At 76.7% G+C, this 22,015-nt stretch carries 1 protein-coding gene (running past one end of the window); it reads right to left on the reverse strand.

The annotated features are described in order from the left end of the window. Window positions 1-22,015, reverse strand: partial view of a type I polyketide synthase gene (locus tag ACH495_RS19415; RefSeq protein WP_396859125.1) — the 3' portion only. 7,568 nt of this gene lie beyond the right edge of the window; the window shows 22,015 of its 29,583 coding nt (coding positions 7,569-29,583); its start codon lies off the right edge, out of view; the stop codon is at window positions 1-3.

Here is a 22,015-nt window from a genome sequence, read left to right on the forward strand (position 1 = left end):
TCAGAATTCGCCGCCCGGACCGCCCAGCTCGCGGTGGATGAAATCGAACAGTTCGGCATCGCTGGCCGCGTCGAGCGTGTCGGTCACCGGCGCCTCCGGCGGCCCGGAACGCTCGTCGCCCCAACGGGCGATGAACGCCTGCATCTGCACCAGCAGCTTCTGCCGGGTGAGCGGGTCCGGCGTGCCGGCGGCGAAGAGATCGTCCACCTTCTCCAGTTCGGTGAGCAGCCCGGTGGTGGCGGCGGCGCCGTCGGGTGCCAGCAGCGTCCGCAGGTGCCGGGCGAGCGCCAGCGGGGTCGGGTAGTCGAAGACCACACTGCCCGGCAGCGTGGTGCCGGTTGCGGCGCGGAGCCGGTTGCGCAGCTCGACAGCGGTCATCGAGTCGAAGCCGACCTCGCGGAACGCCCGCCCGGGGCCGAGGTCGGCGGTGTCCGGGTGACCGAGCACCGCCGCGGCCTGGCCGGCGACGAGGTCGACCAGGATCGCGTCCCGCTCCGCGTCGCCGAGCGGGCGGAGCCGGTCCCGCAGCGCCGCCGCGGTCGCGTCGTCCGCGGGTTGTTCGGCGTGCAGGCCGCGCAGCGCCTCGGCGGCCTCGGGCAGGTCGGCGAAGAGCGGCCGGTCCCGGACCGCGGCGACGGCCGGCACGAACCGGTCCCACCGGACGTCGGCGACGACGAGCCGGTCGCCGTCGACGACCGCCTGGCGGAGCGCGGCGACGGCCAGCTCCGGGTCCATGCCGGGCAGGCCACTGCGGCCCAGGTGTGCCAGGTCGGTGTCGGTGAGGCCGTCGGCCCAGGGGCCGAACGCCACCGAGGTCACCGGCAGGCCGGCGCGCTGCCAGCCGTCGGCGAGGACGTGCAGCAGCGCGTCGCCGGCCGCCTGCCCGCCGCGGCCGCCGGAGCCCCACACGCCGGAGGTGGACGAGCAGACCACCAGCGCGCCGAGCACCCGCTGCTCCACCTCGTCGGCGTACCGGGGCAGGTCGCCGACGGTGGCGACCAGGTCGGCGGCGAGGTCGGCCAGGGTCAGGTCGGCCAGCGGCACGGTGGCGGTGTCGGCCGGCACGTGCACCAGCCCGGTCACCGGCCGCCCGTCGGCGGCGATCTGCGCCATCCGGTCGGCCAGCTTGCCGCCGGCCGCCTCGTCCAGCGGCACCACCGACGCACCGGCCCGGTCGAGCCAGGCGGTGGTGTGCCGAGCGACCGGTCCGGCACCCCCGGTGAGCAGGACGCTGCCCTGCGGCGTCCAGCCGCCGCCCGTACCCCCGGTCGGGCCGGTGGCCCGGACCAGCCGGCGGACGAGCGGGCCGGACGCGCGCACCGCGACCTGGTCCTCCCCCTCCCGGTTGGTCAGCGCGGCGAGCAGCCCGGCGGCGGTCTCGACGGTCACCGTGCCGGGCAGGTCGACGAGGCCGCCGACGTGCCGGGGGTGTTCCAGCGCGGCGGCCAGGCCGAGGCCCCAGCTGGTGGCCTGCCAGGGCCGGGCGGCGGGTTCGTCGTCGGTGGCGGCGGCGCCGGCGGTGGCGAGCCACAGCGGTGCGCCGCCGTCGCGGGCGACGTGCGCCTGGAGCAGCAGCAGGTTGGCCGCGAGTCCGGCCGGCAGGGCGTCCTGCTCGGGGTGCGGCGCCTCGTCGAGCGCGAGCAGCGACAGCAGCGCGGTCGGCCGGTGGTCGGCCTCGGCCCGGGCGAGGGCGTCGGCGAGGCCGTCCCGGTCCGCGGTGGCCGGGTCCACGGTGAGCAGCCGTACGTCGGCGCCGCCGGCCCGCAGCGCGTCGGCGACCGTGTCGGCGGTCTCGCGTGGCGGCGCGACCAGCAGCCAGCGGCCCGGCTCGCCGCCGGTCAGCGGGCGCCGGTGCCAGGTGACCCGGTAACGCCACCCGGCCAGCACGCCGTCCTGGCGGCGCCGGCGTCGCCACGCGTCGAGCTGTGGCAGCAGGTCGCGCAGCGGCTGTCCGGTGTCGATGCCGAGCCGGTCGAGGTCGCCGTCGCCGACCGCCCGCCAGAACTCGCCGTCGTCCGCCGCCGCGCCGCCGACCGGGGTGGTCAGCGTGGGCCAGAAGCGCTGGGGCTGGAACGCGTAGGTGGGCAGCTCGGGCAGGTCCCGCGCGGCGGGGCAGGGGCCGGCCAGCGGCGCCAGCACCGCCGGCCAGTGCGGGTCACGGCCGGCCGCGTAGCCGGCGGCGACCGCGGTGAGCAGGCTGGTGACCTCCGGTACGCCGGCGCGCAGCGCGGCCACCGCGGTGGTGTCGTCGGGCAGCAGGTCGGCGTTCATCGGGGTCAGCACCGCGGCGGGTCCCAGTTCCAGGAACGTGTCCACGCCGGTGTCCCGCAGGGCGGCGATCCCGTCGGCGTACCGGACCGCCTCGCGCACGTGCCGCACCCAGTAGTCGGGCGTCCGCAGGTCGTCGCCCGACGCGAGCGCGCCGGTCACGTTGGACACCACCGGCAGCAGCGGCGGGTGGAACGTCAACCCGTCGAGCACGGCCCGGAACTCGGCGAGCATCGGTTCCATCAGCGGACTGTGGAACGCGTGCGACACGGTCAGCCGGCGGGTACGGACCCCGCGCTCGCGCCAGGCGCGCTCGACCTCGTCCAGCGCGTCGACCGGCCCGGACACCACCACCGACGACGGGCCGTTCACGGCGGCGACGCCCAGCTCCGGGTGACCGGCGATCGACGCCGCCACGTCGGCCTCGGCGGCGGCCACCGCCAGCATCCCGCCACCCGCCGGCAACGCCTGCATCAGCCGGCCGCGCGCGGCGACCAGCGTGCACGCGTCGGCCAGCGACAGCACACCGGCCACGTGGGCGGCGGCGATCTCGCCGATCGAGTGGCCGCCCACCACGTCGGGCACCACGCCGAACGACTCGACCAGGCGGAACAGCGCCACCTCGACCGCGAACAGACCGGCCTGCGTGAACTGCGTCTGGTCCAGCAGGTCCCCGGCACCGAACAGCACCGGCTTCAAGGGCTCCGGCAGCAGCGGGTCCAGGTGCGTGCAGACCTCGTCCAACGCGGACGCGAACACACCGAACACGTCGGACAGCTCCCGGCCCGTGCCGGCGCGCTGCGCGCCCTGCCCGGAGAAGAGGATCGCGGTGCGGCCGGACCGCGCGGGCGCGGCCGGGACGAGCGCCGGGTGGGTGTCGCCGGCAGCCAGCGCAGCCAGTGCGGCCAGCCGGGTCGCCGGGTCGGCGGCGACCACCACGGCCCGGTGGGCCAGGTGCGCCCGGCCCTCCACCAGCGCCCAGGCGACCGCGCCGGGGTCGACAGCGGCCAGCGGGTCGGTCGGGTCGGCGAGCCGCCGGGCCAGGCGGTCGGCCTGGTCCCGCAGGCCGGCGCTGGTCGCGGCGCTGACCGACCACGGCAGCGCCACGTCCACCCGCCCCGGCCAGGTGTCGCCGATGGCGGGGCGGCCGTCGGCGGCACCAGTGGTCGGCGCCTCCTCCAGGATGACGTGGGCGTTGGTGCCGCTGATGCCGAACGACGAGACGCCGGCCCGGCGCGGCGAGACGCCGGCCGTCCACGGGCGGGCCTCGGTGAGCAGCGCCAGCGGGCCGGACGCCCAGTCCACGTGCGGCGTGGGCGCGTCGACGTGCAGCGTGGCCGGGAGCGTCGCGTGGCGCAGCGCCAGCACCATCTTGATCAGGCTGGCCGCGCCGGCGGCGGCCTGGGTGTGGCCCAGGTTCGACTTGACCGACCCGAGCCAGAGCGGCCGGTCGGCGGGCCGGTCCGGCCCGTACGCGGCGGCGAGCGCCTGCGCCTCGATCGGGTCGCCGAGCGTGGTGCCGGTGCCGTGCGCCTCGATCGCGTCGATGTCGGCCGGGGTCAGGCCGGCGTTGGCCAGGGCGGCCCGGATGACGCGCTGCTGGGCGGGCCCGTTCGGGGCGGTCAGCCCGTTGGACGCGCCGTCCTGGTTGACCGCGCTGCCGCGTACCACGGCGAGGATGCGCCGGCCGTCGCGTTCCGCGTCGGAGAGGCGTTGCAGCAGCAGCACGCCGACGCCCTCGCCCCAGCCGGTGCCGTCCGCGGCGGCGGCGAACGCCTTGACCCGGCCGTCCTCGGCGAGCCCACGCTGCCGGGAGAACTCCAGGAACGCGCCCGGCGTGGACATCACTGTCACGCCGCCCGCGAGGGCCAGGTCGCACTCGCCGGAGCGCAGCGCCTGTGCGGCCAGGTGCAGCGCCACCAGCGACGACGAGCAGGCGGTGTCGACGGTGACGGCGGGCCCGTGCAGGCCGAACGCGTACGCCAGCCGGCCGGAGACGACTGATGCGCCGTTGCCGGTGGCCTGGTAGCCCTCCACCTCGGACCGGGCGCCCAGCAGCAACGTGGCGTAGTCCTGCCCGTTGGTGCCCATGAACACGCCGGTGGCGGTGCCGCGTACCCGGTGTGGGTCCATGCCGGCGTGCTCGAACGCCTCCCAGGTGGTGTGCAGCAGCAGCCGCTGCTGCGGGTCCATGGCGAGCGCCTCGCGCGGGTTGATGCCGAAGAACGCGGCGTCGAAACCGGCCACGTCGGCCAGGAAGCCGCCGCTGCGGGTGTAGCTGGTGCCGACCCGTTCCGGGTCGCTGTCGAACAGTCCGTCGAGGTCCCAGCCCCGGTCCGTGGGCATCGGCGTGACCGCGTCCCCGCCGTCGGCGAGCAGCCGCCACAGCTCCTGCGGGGAGGACACCCCGCCGGGGAAACGGCAGGCCATCGACACGATGGCGATGGGTTCGTCAGCGGCCGGCCGGGCCGTCCGGACGACCTCGGCGGGAGCGTCCGCGCCGGCCACCATCTCGGTACGCAGGAAGCGCGCCAGCTCGGCCGCCGACGGGTGGTCGAAGACCACTGTCGAGGGCAGCGTGGCGCCGGTCGCCCGACCCAGCCGGTCCCGCAGTTGTACGGCGGCCAGCGAGTCGAAGCCGAGTTCGCGGAACGCCCGGCCGGCGGGCACCTGGTCGGTGGAGGCGTGCCCGAGCACCGCCGCGGCCTCGGCGCGTACCAGGTCGAGCAGGAGCGTCTCCTGCCCGGCGGCCGGCAGCGCGGCCAGCCGGGCGCGGAGGCCGCCGCCGGCTCCGGTTTCCGGCTGCGCCGCTTCGACGGCGACGGCCGGGGCGACCCGGTCGAACAGGTGGCTGGGCCGCGCCGCGGTGTACGCGGCGACGAACCGGGACCAGTCCACGCCGGCGATCACCGGGGCCGGCTCGGGGGCGTTGACCCAGCGGCCCAGGGCGGCGACGGCGGCGGCGGGCGGCAGCGGGTCGAGGCCGCGTCGACGCAGCCCGTCCGCCGTCTCCCCGGCGGCCATGCCGTCGGCCGCCCACGGCCCGTAGGCGAGTGCGGTGGCGGGCAGGCCGGCGGCGCGGCGGGCCGCGACGAGCGCGTCGAGCACTGCGTTGCCGGCGGCGTAGCCGGCCTGCCCGCCACCGCCCCACACGCCGGCCACGGAGGAGAACACCACGAACGCGTCCAGGTCGCGGTCCCGGCAGGCGGCGTCCAGGTGGAGCGCGCCGAGCACCTTGCCGGACAGGGTGCCGGCCAGGTCGGTGGTGGTCAGGTCCGTCGCGGCGGTGGGGTCGCCGGCGACGCCGGCGGTGTGCACGACGGCGGTCAGTGTCGGCAGGTCGTCCACCAGGTCGGTGACGGCGACCGGGTCGCTGACGTCGCAGGCGACCACCCGTACCGCGCCGAGCGTGGCGGCCAGGTCGGCGGCACCCGGGGCGTCCGGGCCGCGCCGGGAGGCCAGCACCACCTCGTCGGCGCCGTTGGCCAGCAGCCACCGGGCGACGTGCCGGCCGAGCGCGCCGGTGCCGCCGGTGACCAGCACGGTGCCGCGCGGCTGCCAGCCGCCGCCGGCGGGCGGCGCCGCCGGGAGGAGGCGCCGGGCGAGGATTCCGGTGCGGCGTACGGCCACCTGGTCGTGGCCGCCGTCGGCGAGCACCGCGACGAGCGCGGCGCGGGTGGTGCGGTCGGCGCGGCCGGGCAGGTCGATGAGGCCACCCCACCGGTCGGGGCGTTCCAGCGCCACGACCCGGCCGAGGCCCCAGGCGGCTGCGGCGCGCACGTCGCCGCCCCGGTCGCCGGAGGTCACGGGCAGCGCGGCGCGGCTGAGCGCCCACACCCGGCCGGGCAGGCCGGTGTCGGTGAGCGCCTGGACGAGCGTGAGCAGCGCGGCCGTGCCGGCCGGAACGGCCGGCACGTCGGCGAGCGGCCGGTCCTGGCGGGGCAGCACGCAGAGCACACCGGCCCAGCCCTGGTCGCCGAGGCGCCGCAGCCGCTCCGCCAGTTCCTGCCGGTCGACGTCGGCCGGGACGGTGAGCGTGTCCACCGCGCCCCCGGCCGCGGCGAGTGTCTTCGCGACGCCGGCGTCCGCGCCGCCGCCGACGGTGGCGACCAGCCACCGGCCGGTCAGCCCGGACGCGGGGGCGGGACGCACCGGCTCCCACCCGATCCGGTACGCCGAGCCGGCGCCCGGGGTCTGCGCCCGACGCCAGTCGGCCAGCACCGGCAGCGCGGCGCTGAGCGCCTCGGCGGCGGTGTCGTCGCCGAGGTGCGCGGCGAGCGCGGCCGGGTCGCCGCGCTCCACGGCGGCCCAGAACTCGGCGTCCGGTCCATCGGTCCGGACGGGCGTGTCGGGCCAGAACCGTTGCCGCTGGAACGCGTACGTGGGCAGGTCGACGCGGGTCGCGCCGGTGCCGGCGAACCAGGGCGCCCAGTCGACGGGCACGCCGTGCACGTGCAGGTCGGCCAGCGCGGCGAGCAGCGCGCCGGTCTCGTCCCGGTCGCGGCGCTGGGCGGCGACGGCGAGCACGGCCGGGTCGGGGATCAGTGCGGTGAGCACGCTCTGCGGGCCGATCTCCAGGAACGTGTCCACCCCGGCGGCGCGCAGCGCGGCCACGCCGTCGGCGAACCGGACCGCCTCCCGCACGTGCCGCACCCAGTAGTCGGGCGTCCGCAGGTCGTCGCCCGCCGCCAGCGCGCCGGTCACGTTGGACACCACCGGCAGCAGCGGCGCGGCGAACGTCAGCCCCGCCAGCACTGAGCTGAACTCGGCCAGCATGGGTGCCATCAGCGGGCTGTGGAACGCGTGGCTCACGGTCAGCCGCCGGGTGCGTACGCCGCGCTCCCGCCAGGCGTGTTCCAGTTCGGTGAGCGCGTCGAGGTGCCCGGAGACGACGACCGCCTCCGGGCCGTTGACCGCCGCGATCCCGACGTCCGCGCGGTCCGCGACCGACGCGGCCACCTCGGACTCCGGCGCGGCGACCGCCAGCATCCCGCCGCCGGCCGGCAGCGCCTGCATCAACCGGCCGCGCGCGGCGACCAGCGTGCACGCGTCCGGCAGGGTGAGTACGCCCGCGACATGGGCGGCGACGATCTCCCCGATCGAGTGGCCGCCCACGACGTCGGGGGTGAGCCCGAACGACTCGACGAGGCGGAACAGGGCCACCTCGACCGCGAACAGCCCGGCCTGCGTGAACATGGTCTGGTCCAGCAGGTCGCCGTCGCCGAACAGCACCGGCTTCAACGGCTGCGGCAGCAGCGGGTCCAGGTGCGCGCAGACCTCGTCCAAGGCGGCGGCGAACACCGGGAACGCCTCGGACAGCTCCCGGCCCATGCCGGCGCGCTGCGCGCCCTGCCCGGAGAACAGCACCGCGATCCGGTCCCGCTGTTCGCGGCCGCCGGTCACCACCGTGCCGGTCGGTTCGCCGGCCGCCAGCGCCCGTAGCCCGGCGAGCAGACCGTCGCGGTCGGCGGCGGTCACCACGGCCCGCTGCTCCAACGTCGCCCGGGTGACGGTCGACGACCAGGCCACGTCTGCCGGGCGGACCGTCTCGTCGGTGGCGAGCCAGCGCGCCCAGCGGTCGGCCTGCGCGGCGAGCGCCGCGTCGGTACGCGCCGACAGCAGCACCGGCACCGGCCGGCTCGGCTTCCCGTCGCCGGGGGCCACCGGCACCGGCTCGGCGGTGGTGGCCGTCGGTTGTTCGAGGATGACGTGGGCGTTGGTGCCGGAGATACCGAACGACGACACCGCCGCCCGACGCGGCCGATCCACCACCGGCCACGGCGTCGCAGCCGTCGCCAGCGTCACCGCCCCCGCCGACCAGTCGATGTGCGGCGACGGTTCGTCCACGTGCAAGGTCGGGGGGACGAGGCCGTGCCGCATGGCGAGGACCATCTTGATGATCCCGGCGACGCCGGCGGCGGCCTGGGTGTGCCCGATGTTCGACTTCACGGAGCCGAGCAGCAGCGGAGTCTCCCGGTCCTGCCCGTACGTGGCCAGCAGCGCCTGCGCCTCGATCGGGTCACCCAGCGTGGTGCCCGTGCCGTGCGCCTCCACCGCGTCCACGTCGGCGGTCGTCAGCCGCGCATTGGCCAGGGCCTGCCGGATGACGCGCTGCTGCGACGGACCGTTGGGGGCGGTCAACCCGTTCGACGCGCCGTCCTGGTTCACCGCCGTGCCCCGCACCACCGCGAGAATCCGCCGGCCCTCGCGTCGGGCGTCGGCGAGTCGCTGCACCAGCAGCACACCCGAACCCTCACCCCAGCCGGTGCCGTCGGCGGACGCGGCGAACGACTTGCAGCGGCCGTCCGGGGACAGGCCCCGCTGCCGGGAGAACTCGATGAACGTCCCAGGCGTCGCCATCACGGTCACCCCACCGGCCAGCGCCAAGTCGCATTCCCCGGACCGCAGCGCCTGCACCGCCAGGTGCAACGCCACCAGCGACGACGAGCAGGCCGTGTCCACGGTCACCGCCGGGCCCTCCAGCCCGAACGAGTACGCGACCCGGCCGGACAGCACGCTGCCCGACGTGCCGACGCCCACGTACCCCTCCACCTCGGACGGCAACTCCACCAGCCGCGTGGCGTAGTCGTGGTACATCACGCCGGCGAACACGCCGGTACGCGAGCCGCGCAGCACGGCCGGGTCCACCCCGGCCGACTCGAACGCCTCCCACGACGTCTCCAGCAGCAGCCGCTGCTGCGGGTCCATGGCGAGGGCCTCACGCGGTGAGATGCCGAAGAAGCCGCTGTCGAAGTCGGCGGCGTCGTAGAGGAAGCCGCCCTGCGTCGCGTACGACGTGCCGCTGCGGTCCGGGTCCGGGTCGAACAGCGACCCGAGGTCCCAGCCCCGGTCGGCCGGGAACTCGGAGATGCCGTCCCCACCGGCGGCCAACAGCTCCCAGAGCTGCTCCGGGTTCTCCACCCCGCCTGGATAGCGGCACGCCATGCCCACGATCGCCACCGGCTCGTCGAGACCGGTCGTGACGGCGGCCGGTGCGGCGGCCGGTTCCGGCCGGCTCCCGGCCAGTTCGGACCACACCTGTCCGGCGAGCGCGGCCGGCGTCGGGTAGTCGAACACCAGCGTGGACGGCAGCCGCAGCCCGGTGGCGGCGTTGACCCGGTTGCGCAGGTCCACCGCGGTCAGCGAGTCGAAGCCGAGTTCCTGGAACGCCCGGTCGGCGGGCACCGCGCCGGCCCCGGCGTGGCCGAGCACCTGCGCGACCAGGCCACGGACCAGCAGGTCGACCTCGGCGCGGGCCTCGTCGTCGGTGAGTCGGGCGAGCCGGCCGGCCCAGCCACCGGCCCCGGCGAGACGCCGGCCGGTGGGACGGCCGACGAGCGTCGACAGCATCGGGGGTACGGGTGCCCCGGCGGTCGCCGCGCGCAGCGCCGGCAGGTCGATCACGGTGGGCACGAGTTGTGCCCGACCGGTGGCGAGCGCGGCGTCGAACAGCTCCAGACCGGTCGCCACGCTCATCGGCGTCAACCCGGCCCGCGCCGACCGCTGCCGTTCCCCCTCCGACAACGACGCCGCCATCCCGGCGGTGTCCCACATCCCCCACGCCAGGCTGATCCCGGGCAGTCCGTCCTGCCGACGTCGCGCCGCCAGCGCGTCCAGGAACGCGTTCCCCGCCGCGTACGCCGCCTGCCCCGGTGAGCCGAGCACCCCGGCGACGGACGAGAACAACACGAACAGATCCAGCTCACGGTCACGGGTCGCCTCGTGCAACCACCACGCCGCCGTCGCCTTCGGCGCCAACACGTTCGCCAACCGCTCCGCACTGATCGACGACACCACACCGTCATCCAGCACCCCGGCCGTGTGCACCACCCCGGCCAACCGACCCTCGACGCCCGCCACCAACCGGCACACCTGATCCCGATCGGTCACGTCACACGCCGCCACCGACACCGACGCGCCCAACCCGGTCAACCGCTCGACGAGCGCGTCCGCGCCCGGCGCGGCCGGCCCCTGCCGCGACACCAGCACCAGCGACCGCACCCCGTGCCCGGTGACGAGGCGCTCCGCCACCAGGGCGCCCAACGCCCCGGTACCACCGGTCACCAGCACCGTGCCGGCACCGATCTCGCGCCCGACGTGTTCCGGCACCGACGCTTCGTCGGTGGCGGCTCGGCCGCCGGCCGCCGGCGCTGATCCGGCGCCGGTGGTGGCGGGCGCGGCGCGGACCAGGCGCGGCGTCAACACCGCGTCGCCGCGTACCGCCACCTGCCCGCCCGTTGCCGGCAGGTCGCCGAGCACACCGGCCAGCACCGACAGCACCCCGCCGTCGACGTCCCGATCCAGATCGGCCAACACGATCCGCTCCGGATGCTCCGACTGCGCCGACCGCAACAATCCCCACACCGCCGCGCCCGCCAGATCGGTCACCCGATCCCCACCCGCCGCCACCACCGCGCCACGGGTCGTCACCACCAACCGCGACTCGGCGAGCGACTCCGCCGCCAACCACGCCTGCACCACCGCCAACACGTCCGTCACCACCGCGCGGACCGCCTGCGGCGTGTCCGGCCCGGACGGCGCGGCCACCGGGAGCACCAGGACGTCGGGCGCATCCGGCCCGGCGACGGTTGACACGTCCGGGTACGACGGCAGCCCGTCGACGGTCGCGCCCAGCACCGCCCAGCCGGTCGCCTGACCGGTGGGCGTCTCCGCAGACTGCCAGCGCACCTCGTACAGGGACCGGGTCGCGGCGCCGGACGTGGGCAGGCCGGTCATCTCGCGCAGGACCAGGGAGTCCACCGACACGACAGGTGCGCCGCTCTCGTCGCCGGCGACCAGCCGGACCGCGTCTCCGGTGCGGGACAGTCTGACCCGCAGCGCGGTGGCGCCGGTGGCATGCACCTGCACGCCTTCGAACGCGAACGGCACCCGGGGGCCGCCGGTCCGGTCGTCCGGCAGCAGCCCGATCGGGTGCAGCGCGGCGTCCAGCAGCGCCGGGTGGAGCCCGAACCGGGCCGCGTCGGCGGCCATCTCGTCCGGCAGGGCGATCTCGGCGTACGCCTCGCCGTCGCCGGTCCAGGCCCGGCGCAGCCCTTGGAACGTCGGCCCGTACGCCAGGCCGTGTGCGGCGAGCGTGTCGTACCAGCCGGTCAGGTCGACAGCGGTCGCGCCGGCCGGCGGCCACGCCCCGATGACGGGTTCCTCGGACGCGGGCGGTTCGAGGATGCCGTCGGCGTGCCGGGTCCAGCCCGCCTCGGGGTCGTCGTCGGGACGGGAGTGGACGGTGACGGCACGCCGGGTTCCGGCGCCGTCGACGCGTACCTGGATGCGCACGCTGCCGGCGTCCGGCAGGACCAGCGGCGTGGCGACGGTGAGTTCGCGGAGCCGGGGCACGCCCGCCTCGTCGCCGGCGCGGACGGCGAGTTCGACGAGCGCCGCGCCGGGCAGCAGCGTGGTCCCGGCCACCGCGTGGTCGGCCAGCCAGGGGTGGGTGGCGAGGGAGAGCTGGCCGGTGAGGACCACCTCGCCGTCGCCGGCCAGGTCGACGGTGGCGCCGAGCAGCGGGTGCGCGGCGTCGCTCAGCCCGGCCCCGGACACGTCGCCCCGGCGACGGCCGGTCGCCGGCCAGTAGCGCCGGTGCTGGAACGCGTACGTGGGCAGGTCGACGCGGGTCGCGCCGGTGCCGGCGAACCAGGGCGCCCAGTCGATGCTGACGCCGTGCACGTGCAGCTCGGCCAGCCCGGCCAGCAGCGCGCCCGTCTCGTCCCGGTCACGGCGCTGCACACCGGCGGCGACCACGGTCTCGTCGTCCGGCAGGATCTCCGCCACCAGCGCGGTCAGCACGCTCTGCGGGCCGATCTCCAGGAACGTGTCCACCCCGGCCGCGCGCAGCGCGGCCACGCCGTCGGCGAACCGGACCGCCTCCCGGACGTGCCGCACCCAGTAGTCCGGGGTACGCAGGTCGTCGTGCTCGGCGAGCGCGCCGGTCACGTTCGACACGATCGGCAGCAGCGGCGCGGCGAACGTCAGCCGGTCGAGAACCGTGCGGAACTCGGCCAGCATCGGCGCCATCAGCGGACTGTGGAACGCGTGCGACACCGTCAGCCGACGCGTCCGCACCCCGCGCTCCCGCCACCCGCGCTCGACCTCGTCCAGCGCGTCCAGGTCACCGGAGACGACAGTCGACGACGGGCCGTTGACGGCCGCGACGCCCAGGGTCGGGTGACCGGCGACCGACGCGGCCACGTCGGCCTCGGCGGCGGCCACCGCCAGCATCCCGCCACCCGCCGGCAGCGCCTGCATGAGCCGGCCGCGTGCCGCGACCAGCGCACACGCGTCCGGCAGCGACAGCACACCCGCCACGTACGCGGCAGTGATCTCCCCGATCGAGTGCCCACCGACGTAGTCCGGCGTCACGCCGAACGACTCGACCAGGCGGAACAGGGCCGCCTCGACCGCGAACAGGCCGGCCTGCGTGAACTGCGTCTGGTCCAGCAGGTCGCCGTCGCCGAAGAGCACCGGCTTCAACGGCTCCGGCAGCAGCGGATCGAGCTGCGCGCACACCTCGTCCAACGCGGCGGCGAACACCGGGAACGCCTCGGACAGCTCCCGGCCCATGCCGGCGCGCTGCGCACCCTGCCCGGAGAACAGCACCGCGACCCGGTCCCGCTGCCCTTGGCCGCCGGTCACCACCGCGCCGGACGGCTCACCGGCCGCCAGCGCCCGCAGCCCGGCCAGCAGGTCGTCCCGGTCGGCGCCGGCGAGCACGGCGCGTCGTTCCAGCGGGGTACGGGTGGTGGCGGAGGACCATCCGACGTCGGCCGGGCGGAGCGTCTCGTCGGCGGCCAACCAGGCCGCCCAGCGGTCGGCCTGCGCGGCGAGCGCCGCGTCGGTACGCGCCGACAGCAGCACCGGCACCGGCCCGCCGGTCGACTCCCCGACGCTTGCCGGCTCGATGACGTCCGTGGGCTGTTCCAGGATGACGTGGGCGTTGGTGCCGGAGATACCGAACGACGACACCGCCGCCCGACGCGGCCGATCCACCACCGGCCACGGCGTCGCAGCCGTCGCCAGCGTCACCGCCCCCGCCGACCAGTCGATGTGCGGCGACGGTTCGTCCACGTGCAAGGTCGGGGGGACGAGGCCGTGCCGCATGGCGAGGACCATCTTGATGATCCCGGCGACGCCGGCGGCGGCCTGGGTGTGCCCGATGTTCGACTTCACGGAGCCGAGCAGCAGCGGAGTCTCCCGGTCCTGCCCGTACGTGGCCAGCAGCGCCTGTGCCTCGATCGGGTCACCCAGCGTGGTGCCCGTGCCGTGCGCCTCCACCGCGTCCACGTCGGCGGTCGTCAGCCGCGCATTGGCCAGGGCCTGCCGGATGACGCGCTGCTGCGACGGACCGTTGGGGGCGGTCAACCCGTTCGACGCGCCGTCCTGGTTCACCGCCGTGCCCCGCACCACCGCGAGAATCCGCCGGCCCTCGCGTCGGGCGTCGGAGAGTCGTTGCACCAGCAGCACACCGACGCCCTCGGACCAGCCGGTGCCGTCGGCGGACGCGGCGAACGACCGGCAGCGGCCGTCCGGCGACAGGCCCCGCTGCCGGGAGAACTCGATGAACGTGCCGGGGGTCGCCATCACGGTCACGCCACCGGCGAGCGCCAGGTCGCACTCGCCGGAGCGCAGCGCCTGTCCGGCCAGGTGCAGCGCGACGAGCGAGGACGAGCAGGCGGTGTCGACCGTGACGGCGGGCCCCTCCAGCCCGAAGGTGTACGCGACCCGGCCGGACAGCACGCTGCCGGAGTTGCCGGTGCCGACGTAGCCCTCGGCGTCCGGCGGCAGGTCGGCCAGCCGGGAGGCGTAGTCGTGGTACATGACGCCGGCGAACACGCCGGTACGCGAGCCGCGCAACGCCGCCGGGTCCACGCCTGCGGATTCGAAGCTCTCCCAGGACGCCTCCAGCAGCAGCCGCTGCTGCGGGTCCATGGCGACCGCCTCGCGGGGCGAGATGCCGAAGAAGTCCGGGTCGAAGTCGGCGGCGCCGGCGAGGAAGCCGCCGTGCCGGGCGTACGAGGTGCCGGCGTGGTCGGGATCCGGGTCGTAGAGCGTGTCGAGGTCCCAGCCCCGGTCGGCGGGGAACTCGACGATGCCGTCCCGGCCCGCGGTGAGGAGCTGCCAGAGCTGCTCCGGGTTGTCGACGCCGCCGGGATAGCGGCAGGCCATGCCGACGATGGCGATCGGCTCGTCGGTGTCGACCGTCAGCACCGCCGCGCGGCGGGCGCTGATCCGGCCGGAGACCTGCTCGTAGAGGTGCTCGGCGAGCGCCGCCGGGCTGGGGTGGTCGAAGACCAGCGTGGACGGCAGCCGCAACCCGCTGGCCGCGTTGACCCGGTTGCGCAGGTCCACCGCCGTCAACGAGTCGAAGCCGAGTTCCCGGAACGCCCGGTCGGCCGGCACCGCGCCGGCCCCGGCGTGGCCGAGCACCTGCGCCACCAGGCCCCGCACCAGCAGGTCCAGCTCGGCGCGGGCGTCCTGCGGGTCGAGGCCGGCGAGCCGGTCGGCCCAGTCGCCGCCCGCGCCGGCCTGCCGTCGGCCGGCGGTCGGGCCGACCAGGGTACGCAGCACCGCCGGCACCGGCCCGGTGCCGAGCGCGGACCGCAGCGCCGGCACGTCGACGACGGCCGGCACGAGCACCGGACGGCCCTCGGCGAGCGCGGCGTCGAACAGGTCCAGACCGGTCGCCACGCTCATCGGCGTCAACCCGGCCCGCGCCGACCGCTGCCGCTCCCCCGCCGACAACGACGCCGCCATCCCGGCGGTGTCCCACATCCCCCACGCCAGACTGACCGCCGGCAGACCCTCGTGCCGCCGACTCGCCGCCAGCGCGTCCAGGAACGCGTTCCCCGCCGCGTACGCCGCCTGACCCGGCGACCCGAGCACCCCGGCAACCGACGAGAACAACACGAACAGGTCCAGCTCACGGTCACGGGTCGCCTCGTGCAACCACCACGCCGCCGTGGCCTTCGGTGCCAACACCGCTGCCAGCCGCTCCGGGCTGATCGACGACACCACACCGTCATCCAGCACCCCGGCCGTGTGCACCACCCCGGCCAGCCGACCCTCGACGCCCGCCACCAACCGGACCACCTGATCCCGATCGGTCACGTCACACGCCACCACCGACACCGACGCACCCAAGCCAGCCAACCGCTCCACCAACGCGTCCGCGCCCGGCGCGGCCGGCCCTTGCCGCGACACCAACACCAGCGACCGCACCCCGTGCCCGGTGACGAGGCGCTCCGCCACCAGGGCACCCAACGCCCCGGTGCCACCGGTCACCAGCACCGTGCCGTCCCGTACCACCCGCTCGGCATCGTCCGACGCCGGCTCGGCCGGGGCCGGAACGCCGGGTGTCGAGGCGGCGCGCACCAGGCGGGGCACGAACACCTTGCCGTCGCGTACCGCGAGTTGACCGCCGGTCGGGTCGGTGACCGCGTGCGCGAGTACGGCGAGCGTCCGGTCGTCCGGCTCCGCGTCGAGATCGGCCAGCACGATCCGGCCGGGATGTTCCGACTGCGCCGACCGCAGCAGGCCCCACACCGCGGCGCCGGCCAGGTCGGTCACCGGGTCGCCGTCGCCGATGGAGACGGCGCCCCGGGTGAGGACGACCAGCGGGGTGCCGGCGAGCGCGTCGGCGGCCAGCCAGGACCGCACGGTGCCGAGCACCTCGGTGGTGACCACGCGCACCGCGTCCGGGGTGGGCAGGTCGGCGGCGGGCACCGGCAGGAGCAGGGCCGACGGCAGCGGGTCCGCCTCGACCAGCGCCGCCACGCTCGGGTACGCCGGCAGCCCGGCCGGCGCCGGCACGCCCGGCCGGCTCACCGGCTCGTCCCCGGGCACCGCGCCGGAACCGGCGAGCACGGCCCAACCGGACGGCGCGTCGGCCGGCGTGACGTCCTCGGGCTGCCAGTGGAGGGCGTACAGGGACCGGGCCGCGACGCCCGGCACGACCGCGCCGGTCAGCTCCCGCAGCGCCAGCGTGTCGACGGAGACCACCGGCGCGCCGGAGGTGTCCACGGCGACCAGGCGGGCGGTCGAGCCGGTGCGGGTGAGCCGCACCCGCAGGACGCGGGCCCCGGCGGCGTGCACCTGGAGGCCCTCGACGGTGAACGGCACGCGCGGGCCGTCGCCGGCGAGCAGCAGCCCGACCGGGTGCAGCGCGGCGTCCAGCAGCGCCGGGTGGACGCCGAACCGGGACGCCTCGCCGGCTGCGTCGTCGGGGAGCGCGACCTCGGCGTACGCCTCGTCGTCGCCGGTCCAGAGCCGGCGCAGGCCCCGGAACACCGGCCCGTAGGCGAGGCCGTGCTCGGCCAGCGCCGGGTACCAGCCGGCCAGGTCCACCTCGGTGAGCCCGACGGGCGGCCAGGTGTCGAGCGTCGGTTCGTCGGTGGCGGCGGGTTCCAGTACACCGTCGGCGTGCGCGGTCCACTCCGGGTCGCCGTCGGGCTGGGAGTGGATGGCCACCGGCCGGCCGCCGGTGCCGTCCGGGGCGCCGACGCGTACCTGGACCCGCACGCCGCCGGTCGCGGGCAGCACCAGCGGCGCGGTGAGCGTGAGGTCGCGTACCCGGGGGGTGCCGGCCTCGTCGCCGGCCCGGACGGCCAGTTCGGTGAGCGCGGTGCCGGGCACCAGGACGGCGCCGGCCACCACGTGGTCGGCGAGCCACGGGTGGGTGGTCGGCGACAGCCGGCCGGTGAGCACCACCATGTCCGCGCCGGCCACGGTGACGGCGGCGCCGAGCAGCGGGTGGGCGGCGTCGCCGAGCCCGGCGCCGCTGACGTCGCCGCCACGCGGGCGGCCGGTGGGCAGCCAGTAGCGCTGGTGCCGGAACGCGTAGGTGGGCAGGTCGACACGGGTCGCGCCGGTGCCGGCGAACCACTCCGGGAAGGAGACCGGTACGCCGTGCACGTGCAGGTCGGCCAGCGCGGCCAGCAGGGCGGCGGTCTCGTCGCGGTCGCGGCGTTGAACGGCGACCGCGAGCGCGTCGGGCAGGATGTCGCCGGTCAGCGCCGTGAGCACGCTCTGCGGGCCGATCTCCAGGAACGTGTCGGCGCCGGCGTCCCGCAGCACGGTGATCCCGTCGGCGTAGCGGACCGCCTCGCGGACGTGTCGCACCCAGTAGTCGGCGCGGGTCAGGTCGGCCGGGTCGGCGAGCGCGCCGGTCAGGTTGGACACCACCGGCAGCAGCGGCGCGGAGAAGCTCAACCGGTCGAGCACGGCCCGGAACTCGGCGAGCATCGGTTCCATCAGCGGACTGTGGAACGCGTGCGACACGGTCAGCCGGCGGGTACGGACCCCGCGCTCGCGCCAGGCGCGCTCGACCTCGTCCAGCGCGTCGACCGGCCCGGACACCACCACCGACGACGGCCCGTTGACCGCCGCGACGCCGAGGTCCGGGTGTGCGGTGATGGACGCCGCCACGTCGGCCTCGGCGGCGGCCACCGCCAGCATCCCGCCACCGGCCGGCAACGCCTGCATCAACCGGCCGCGCGCGGCGACCAGCGTGCACGCGTCCGGCAGCGACAACACACCCGCCACGTACGCGGCGGTCACCTCACCGATCGAGTGCCCACCGACCAGGTCGGGCGTCACGCCGAACGACTCCACGAGGCGGAACAGCGCCACCTCGACCGCGAACAGGCCGGCCTGCGTGAACTGGGTCTGGTCCAGCAGGTCGCCGTCGCCGAACAGCACCGGCTTCAACGGCTCCGGCAGCAGCGGATCGAGCTGCCCGCACACCTCGTCCAACGCGGACGCGAACACACCGAACGCGTCGTACAGGTCGCGGCCCATGCCGGCGCGCTGCGCGCCCTGCCCGGAGAAGAGGATCGCGAGCCGGCCCCGGGTGGTCGCCGTACCGGTGTGCACGGTGCCGGCCGGCGTGCCGGCGGCGAGCGCGTGCAGCCCGGCGAACAGGTCGTCGCGGTCGGTGGCGACGACGACGGCGCGGTGGTCCAGGACGGCCCGGCCGGTCACCGACGACCAGCCGACGTCGACCGGTCGGGCGTCGGTGTCGGCGGCCAGCCGGCGGGCCCAGCGGTCGGCCTGCGCGGCGAGCGCCTCCGGGTCGCGGGCGGAGAGCAGCACCGGCGCGGGTCGGCTCGGCGGCTCGGCGGCGACGGGGGCCGGCTCGGCGGGCGGCGCCTCGATGATGACGTGCGCGTTGGTGCCGCTCACGCCGAACGAGGAGACCGCGGCGCGGCGGGGCCGGTGCGACCGCGGCCAGGGCCGGGCCTCGGTGAGCAGGGAGACGTTGCCGGCGGACCAGTCGATGTGCGGGGACGGTTCGTCCACGTGCAGCGTGCGGGGCAGCACGCCGTGCCGCATCGCCAGGATCATCTTGATGATGCCGGCGGCGCCGGCCGCCGCCTGGGTGTGACCCAGGTTCGACTTCACCGAACCCAGCCACAGCGGCTCGCCGGCCCGGTCCTGCCCGTACGTGGCGAGCAGCGCCTGCGCCTCGATCGGGTCGCCGAGCGTGGTGCCGGTGCCGTGCGCCTCGACCGCGTCCACGTCGGCGGTGGTGAGCCGCGCGTTGGCGAGGGCCTGCCGGATGACGCGCTGCTGCGACGGGCCGTTCGGCGCGGTGAGGCCGTTGGACGCGCCGTCCTGGTTGACGGCGGTGCCGGCCACCACGGCGAGGATGCGGCGGCCGTCGCGGCGGGCGTCGGCCAGGCGCTGCACCAGCAGCACGCCGACGCCCTCGGACCAGCCGGTGCCGTCGGCCGACGCGGCGAACGACTTGCAGCGGCCGTCGGCGGCGAGACCACGCTGGCGGGAGAACTCGATGAACGTGCCCGGGTTGGCCATCACGGTCACGCCGCCGGCCAGGGCCAGGTCGCACTCCCCGGACCGCAGCGCCTGCACGGCCAGGTGCAGCGCGACCAGCGACGACGAGCAGGCGGTGTCCACGGTGACGGCCGGGCCCTCCAGCCCGAACGTGTACGCGACCCGCCCGGACACCACGCTGCCGGAGTTGCCGGTGCCGAGGTAGCCCTCCACGCCCTCCGGCAGCTCCCCCACCCCGGCGGCGTAGTCGTGGTACATCAGGCCGGCGAACACGCCGGTGCGGGAGCCGCGCAGCCGGGCCGGGTCCACACCGGCGGACTCGAACGTCTCCCAGGACGCCTCCAGCAGCAGCCGCTGCTGCGGGTCCATGGCGAGCGCCTCCCGCGGGCTGATGCCGAAGAAGCCCGGGTCGAAGTCGGCGGCGCCGGCGAGGAAGCCGCCCTCCCGGGCGTACGAGGTGCCCGGGTGGTCGGGGTCGCTGTGGAACAGCGTGTCCAGGTCCCAGCCCCGGTCGGCGGGGAACGCGCCGATGCCGTCGCCGTCGGCGGCCAGCAGCTCCCACAGCGCCTCGGGGCTGTCGATGCCGCCCGGATAACGGCAGGCCATGCCGACGATCGCGATCGGCTCGTCCACGCCGGTGACCGCCGCCGCGGCGGTACGGGTCGCGGCGGTGGCGCCGGTGAGCTGCTCGTGCACGTGCGCGGCGAGCGCGGCCGGGGTCGGGTAGTCGAAGACCAGCGTGGACGCCAGCCGCAGCCCGGTGGCCGCGTTGACCCGGTTGCGCAGGTCCACCGCGGTCAGCGAGTCGAAGCCGAGTTCCTGGAACGCCCGGTCGGCCGGCACCGCGTCCGCGCCACCGTGGCCGAGCACCTGCGCGACCAGGCCCCGGACCAGCAGGTCGACCTCGGCGCGGGCCTCGTCGTCGGGCATCGCCACGAGCCGGCCGGCCCAGCCGTCGGCCGCCGCGCCGGCCTGCCGCCGGGCGGGCACGCCGGCGAGGGCACGCAACATCGGGGGTACGCCGGCGGCGGCGCGCAGCGCCGGCAGGTCGAGCACGGCCGGCACGAGCGCGGCGGTGTCGGTGGCGACGGCGGCGTCGAAGAGCGCGACGCCGACCGCTGCGGTGATCACGCCGAGGCCGGCGCGGGCCACCCGGGAGCGGTCCGCGCCGTCGAGGCCGGCGGCCATCCCGTCGGTGTCCCACATGCCCCAGGCCAGCGCGTGCGCCGGCCGGCCCTGGGCGCGGCGGTGGACCGCGAGCGCGTCCAGGTAGGCGTTCGCGGCGGCGTACGCGCCCTGGCCGGGGGAACCGAGCACGCCGGCGATCGACGAGTAGGTGACGAACAGGTCGAGGTCGAGGCCGGCGGTGGCCTCGTGCAGGTGCCAGGCGGCGTCCACCTTGGGCGCGAGCACCCGGGCCAGCCGGTCGGCGTCGGTGCCGGTGATCACGGCGTCGTCGAGCACGCCGGCGGTGTGCACGATCCCGGCGAGCCGGCCGGCGCCGGTGAGGTCGGCGATCAGGTGGTCGACCGCGTCGCGGTCGGTGACGTCGCAGGCCAGCACGCGGACGTGGGCGCCGAGCGCGGTCAGCTCGTCGACCAGGTCGGCCGCGCCGTCGGCGTCCGGGCCGCGCCGGCTGACCAGGGCCAGCGAGTCCACGCCCCGGTCGGTGACGAGGTGCCGGGCGAGCAGCGCGCCGAGCGCGCCGGTGCCGCCGGTGACCAGGACGGTGCCGTCGTAGGTGGCCGGGGTGGTCGCGGGCGGGACGTCGGCGCGTACCAGTCGGGGGGTGTGGATGGTGTCGCCGCGGACCGCGAGCTGCGTCGCGGCCGGGTCGCCGGCGGCGGCCGCGAGCAGCGCCAGCACGTCGGCGTCGAGGTCGCGGTCCAGGTCGGCCAGGACGATCCGGCCGGGGTGCTCGGACTGGGCGGAGCGGACCAGGCCCCAGACGGCGGCGCCGGCCAGGTCGGTGGCCCTGTCGTCCGGCGTGGCCGGCATCGCGTCCCGGGTGACCACGACGAGCCGCGCGTCGGCGGTCGCGTCGGCGGTCAGCCAGGCGTGCAGCGTGGCGAGCACGCCGGTGGTGGCGGCCCGGACCGCGTCCGGCGTCGGCCCGGCCGGCGGCACCGGCAGCACCACCAGCGGAGGTACGCCGCCGGCGGCGACCAACGCGGCCACGTCCGGGTGGGCGGCGGTGTCGGACAGGGCGGGCAGCGGCGTGCCGAGCACCGCCGAGGCGGGCGGCGTGGCCGGGGTGAGCGGTTCGGCCGGCCAGGCGACCCGGAACAGCGACCGGGCGGCGCGGGTGGCGGCCGGCGGCGTGACGCCGGTCAGCTCGCGCAGCACCAGCGCGTCGACGGTGACGACGGGCTGGTCGGTGTGGTCGACGGCGAGCAGCCGCACCGCCGTGCCGGCCCGGGTGAGCCGGACCCGCAGCGTGTCCGCGCCGACGGCGTGCACCTGGACGCCGGTGAACGCGAACGGCGCCTTCGGGCCGGTGGTGCCGTCGCCGGGCAGCAGCGCGGTGGGGTGCAGCGCGGCGTCGAGCAGCGCGGGGTGCACCCCGAACCCGCCGGCCGGGTCGGTGCCGGCGGACGGCAGTGTCACCTCGGCGTAGACGGTGTCGTCGCCGGTCGTCCAGGCCCGCCGCAGGCCCTGGAACGCCGGCCCGTACGTCATGCCGTGGCCGGCGAGCGCGTCGTACCAGCCGGTGAGGTCGGTCTCGACCGCGTGCGGCGGGGGCCACGCGCCGAGGCCGGCCCCGTCTGTGGGGGCGGCGGCGGTGAGCAGGCCCTCGGCGTGGCGGATCCAGTCGCCGTCGGGGTCGTCGTCGGGCTGGGAGTGCACCGCGACGGTACGCCAGCCGGCGTGGTCGCGCGGGCCGACCCGGACCTGCACGCGTACCCCGCCCCGGGCGGGGAGCACCAGCGGCGCGGCGACG

It is taken from the genome of Micromonospora sp. NPDC018662 (genome assembly GCF_044391475.1).
Lineage (GTDB): Bacteria > Actinomycetota > Actinomycetes > Mycobacteriales > Micromonosporaceae > Micromonospora.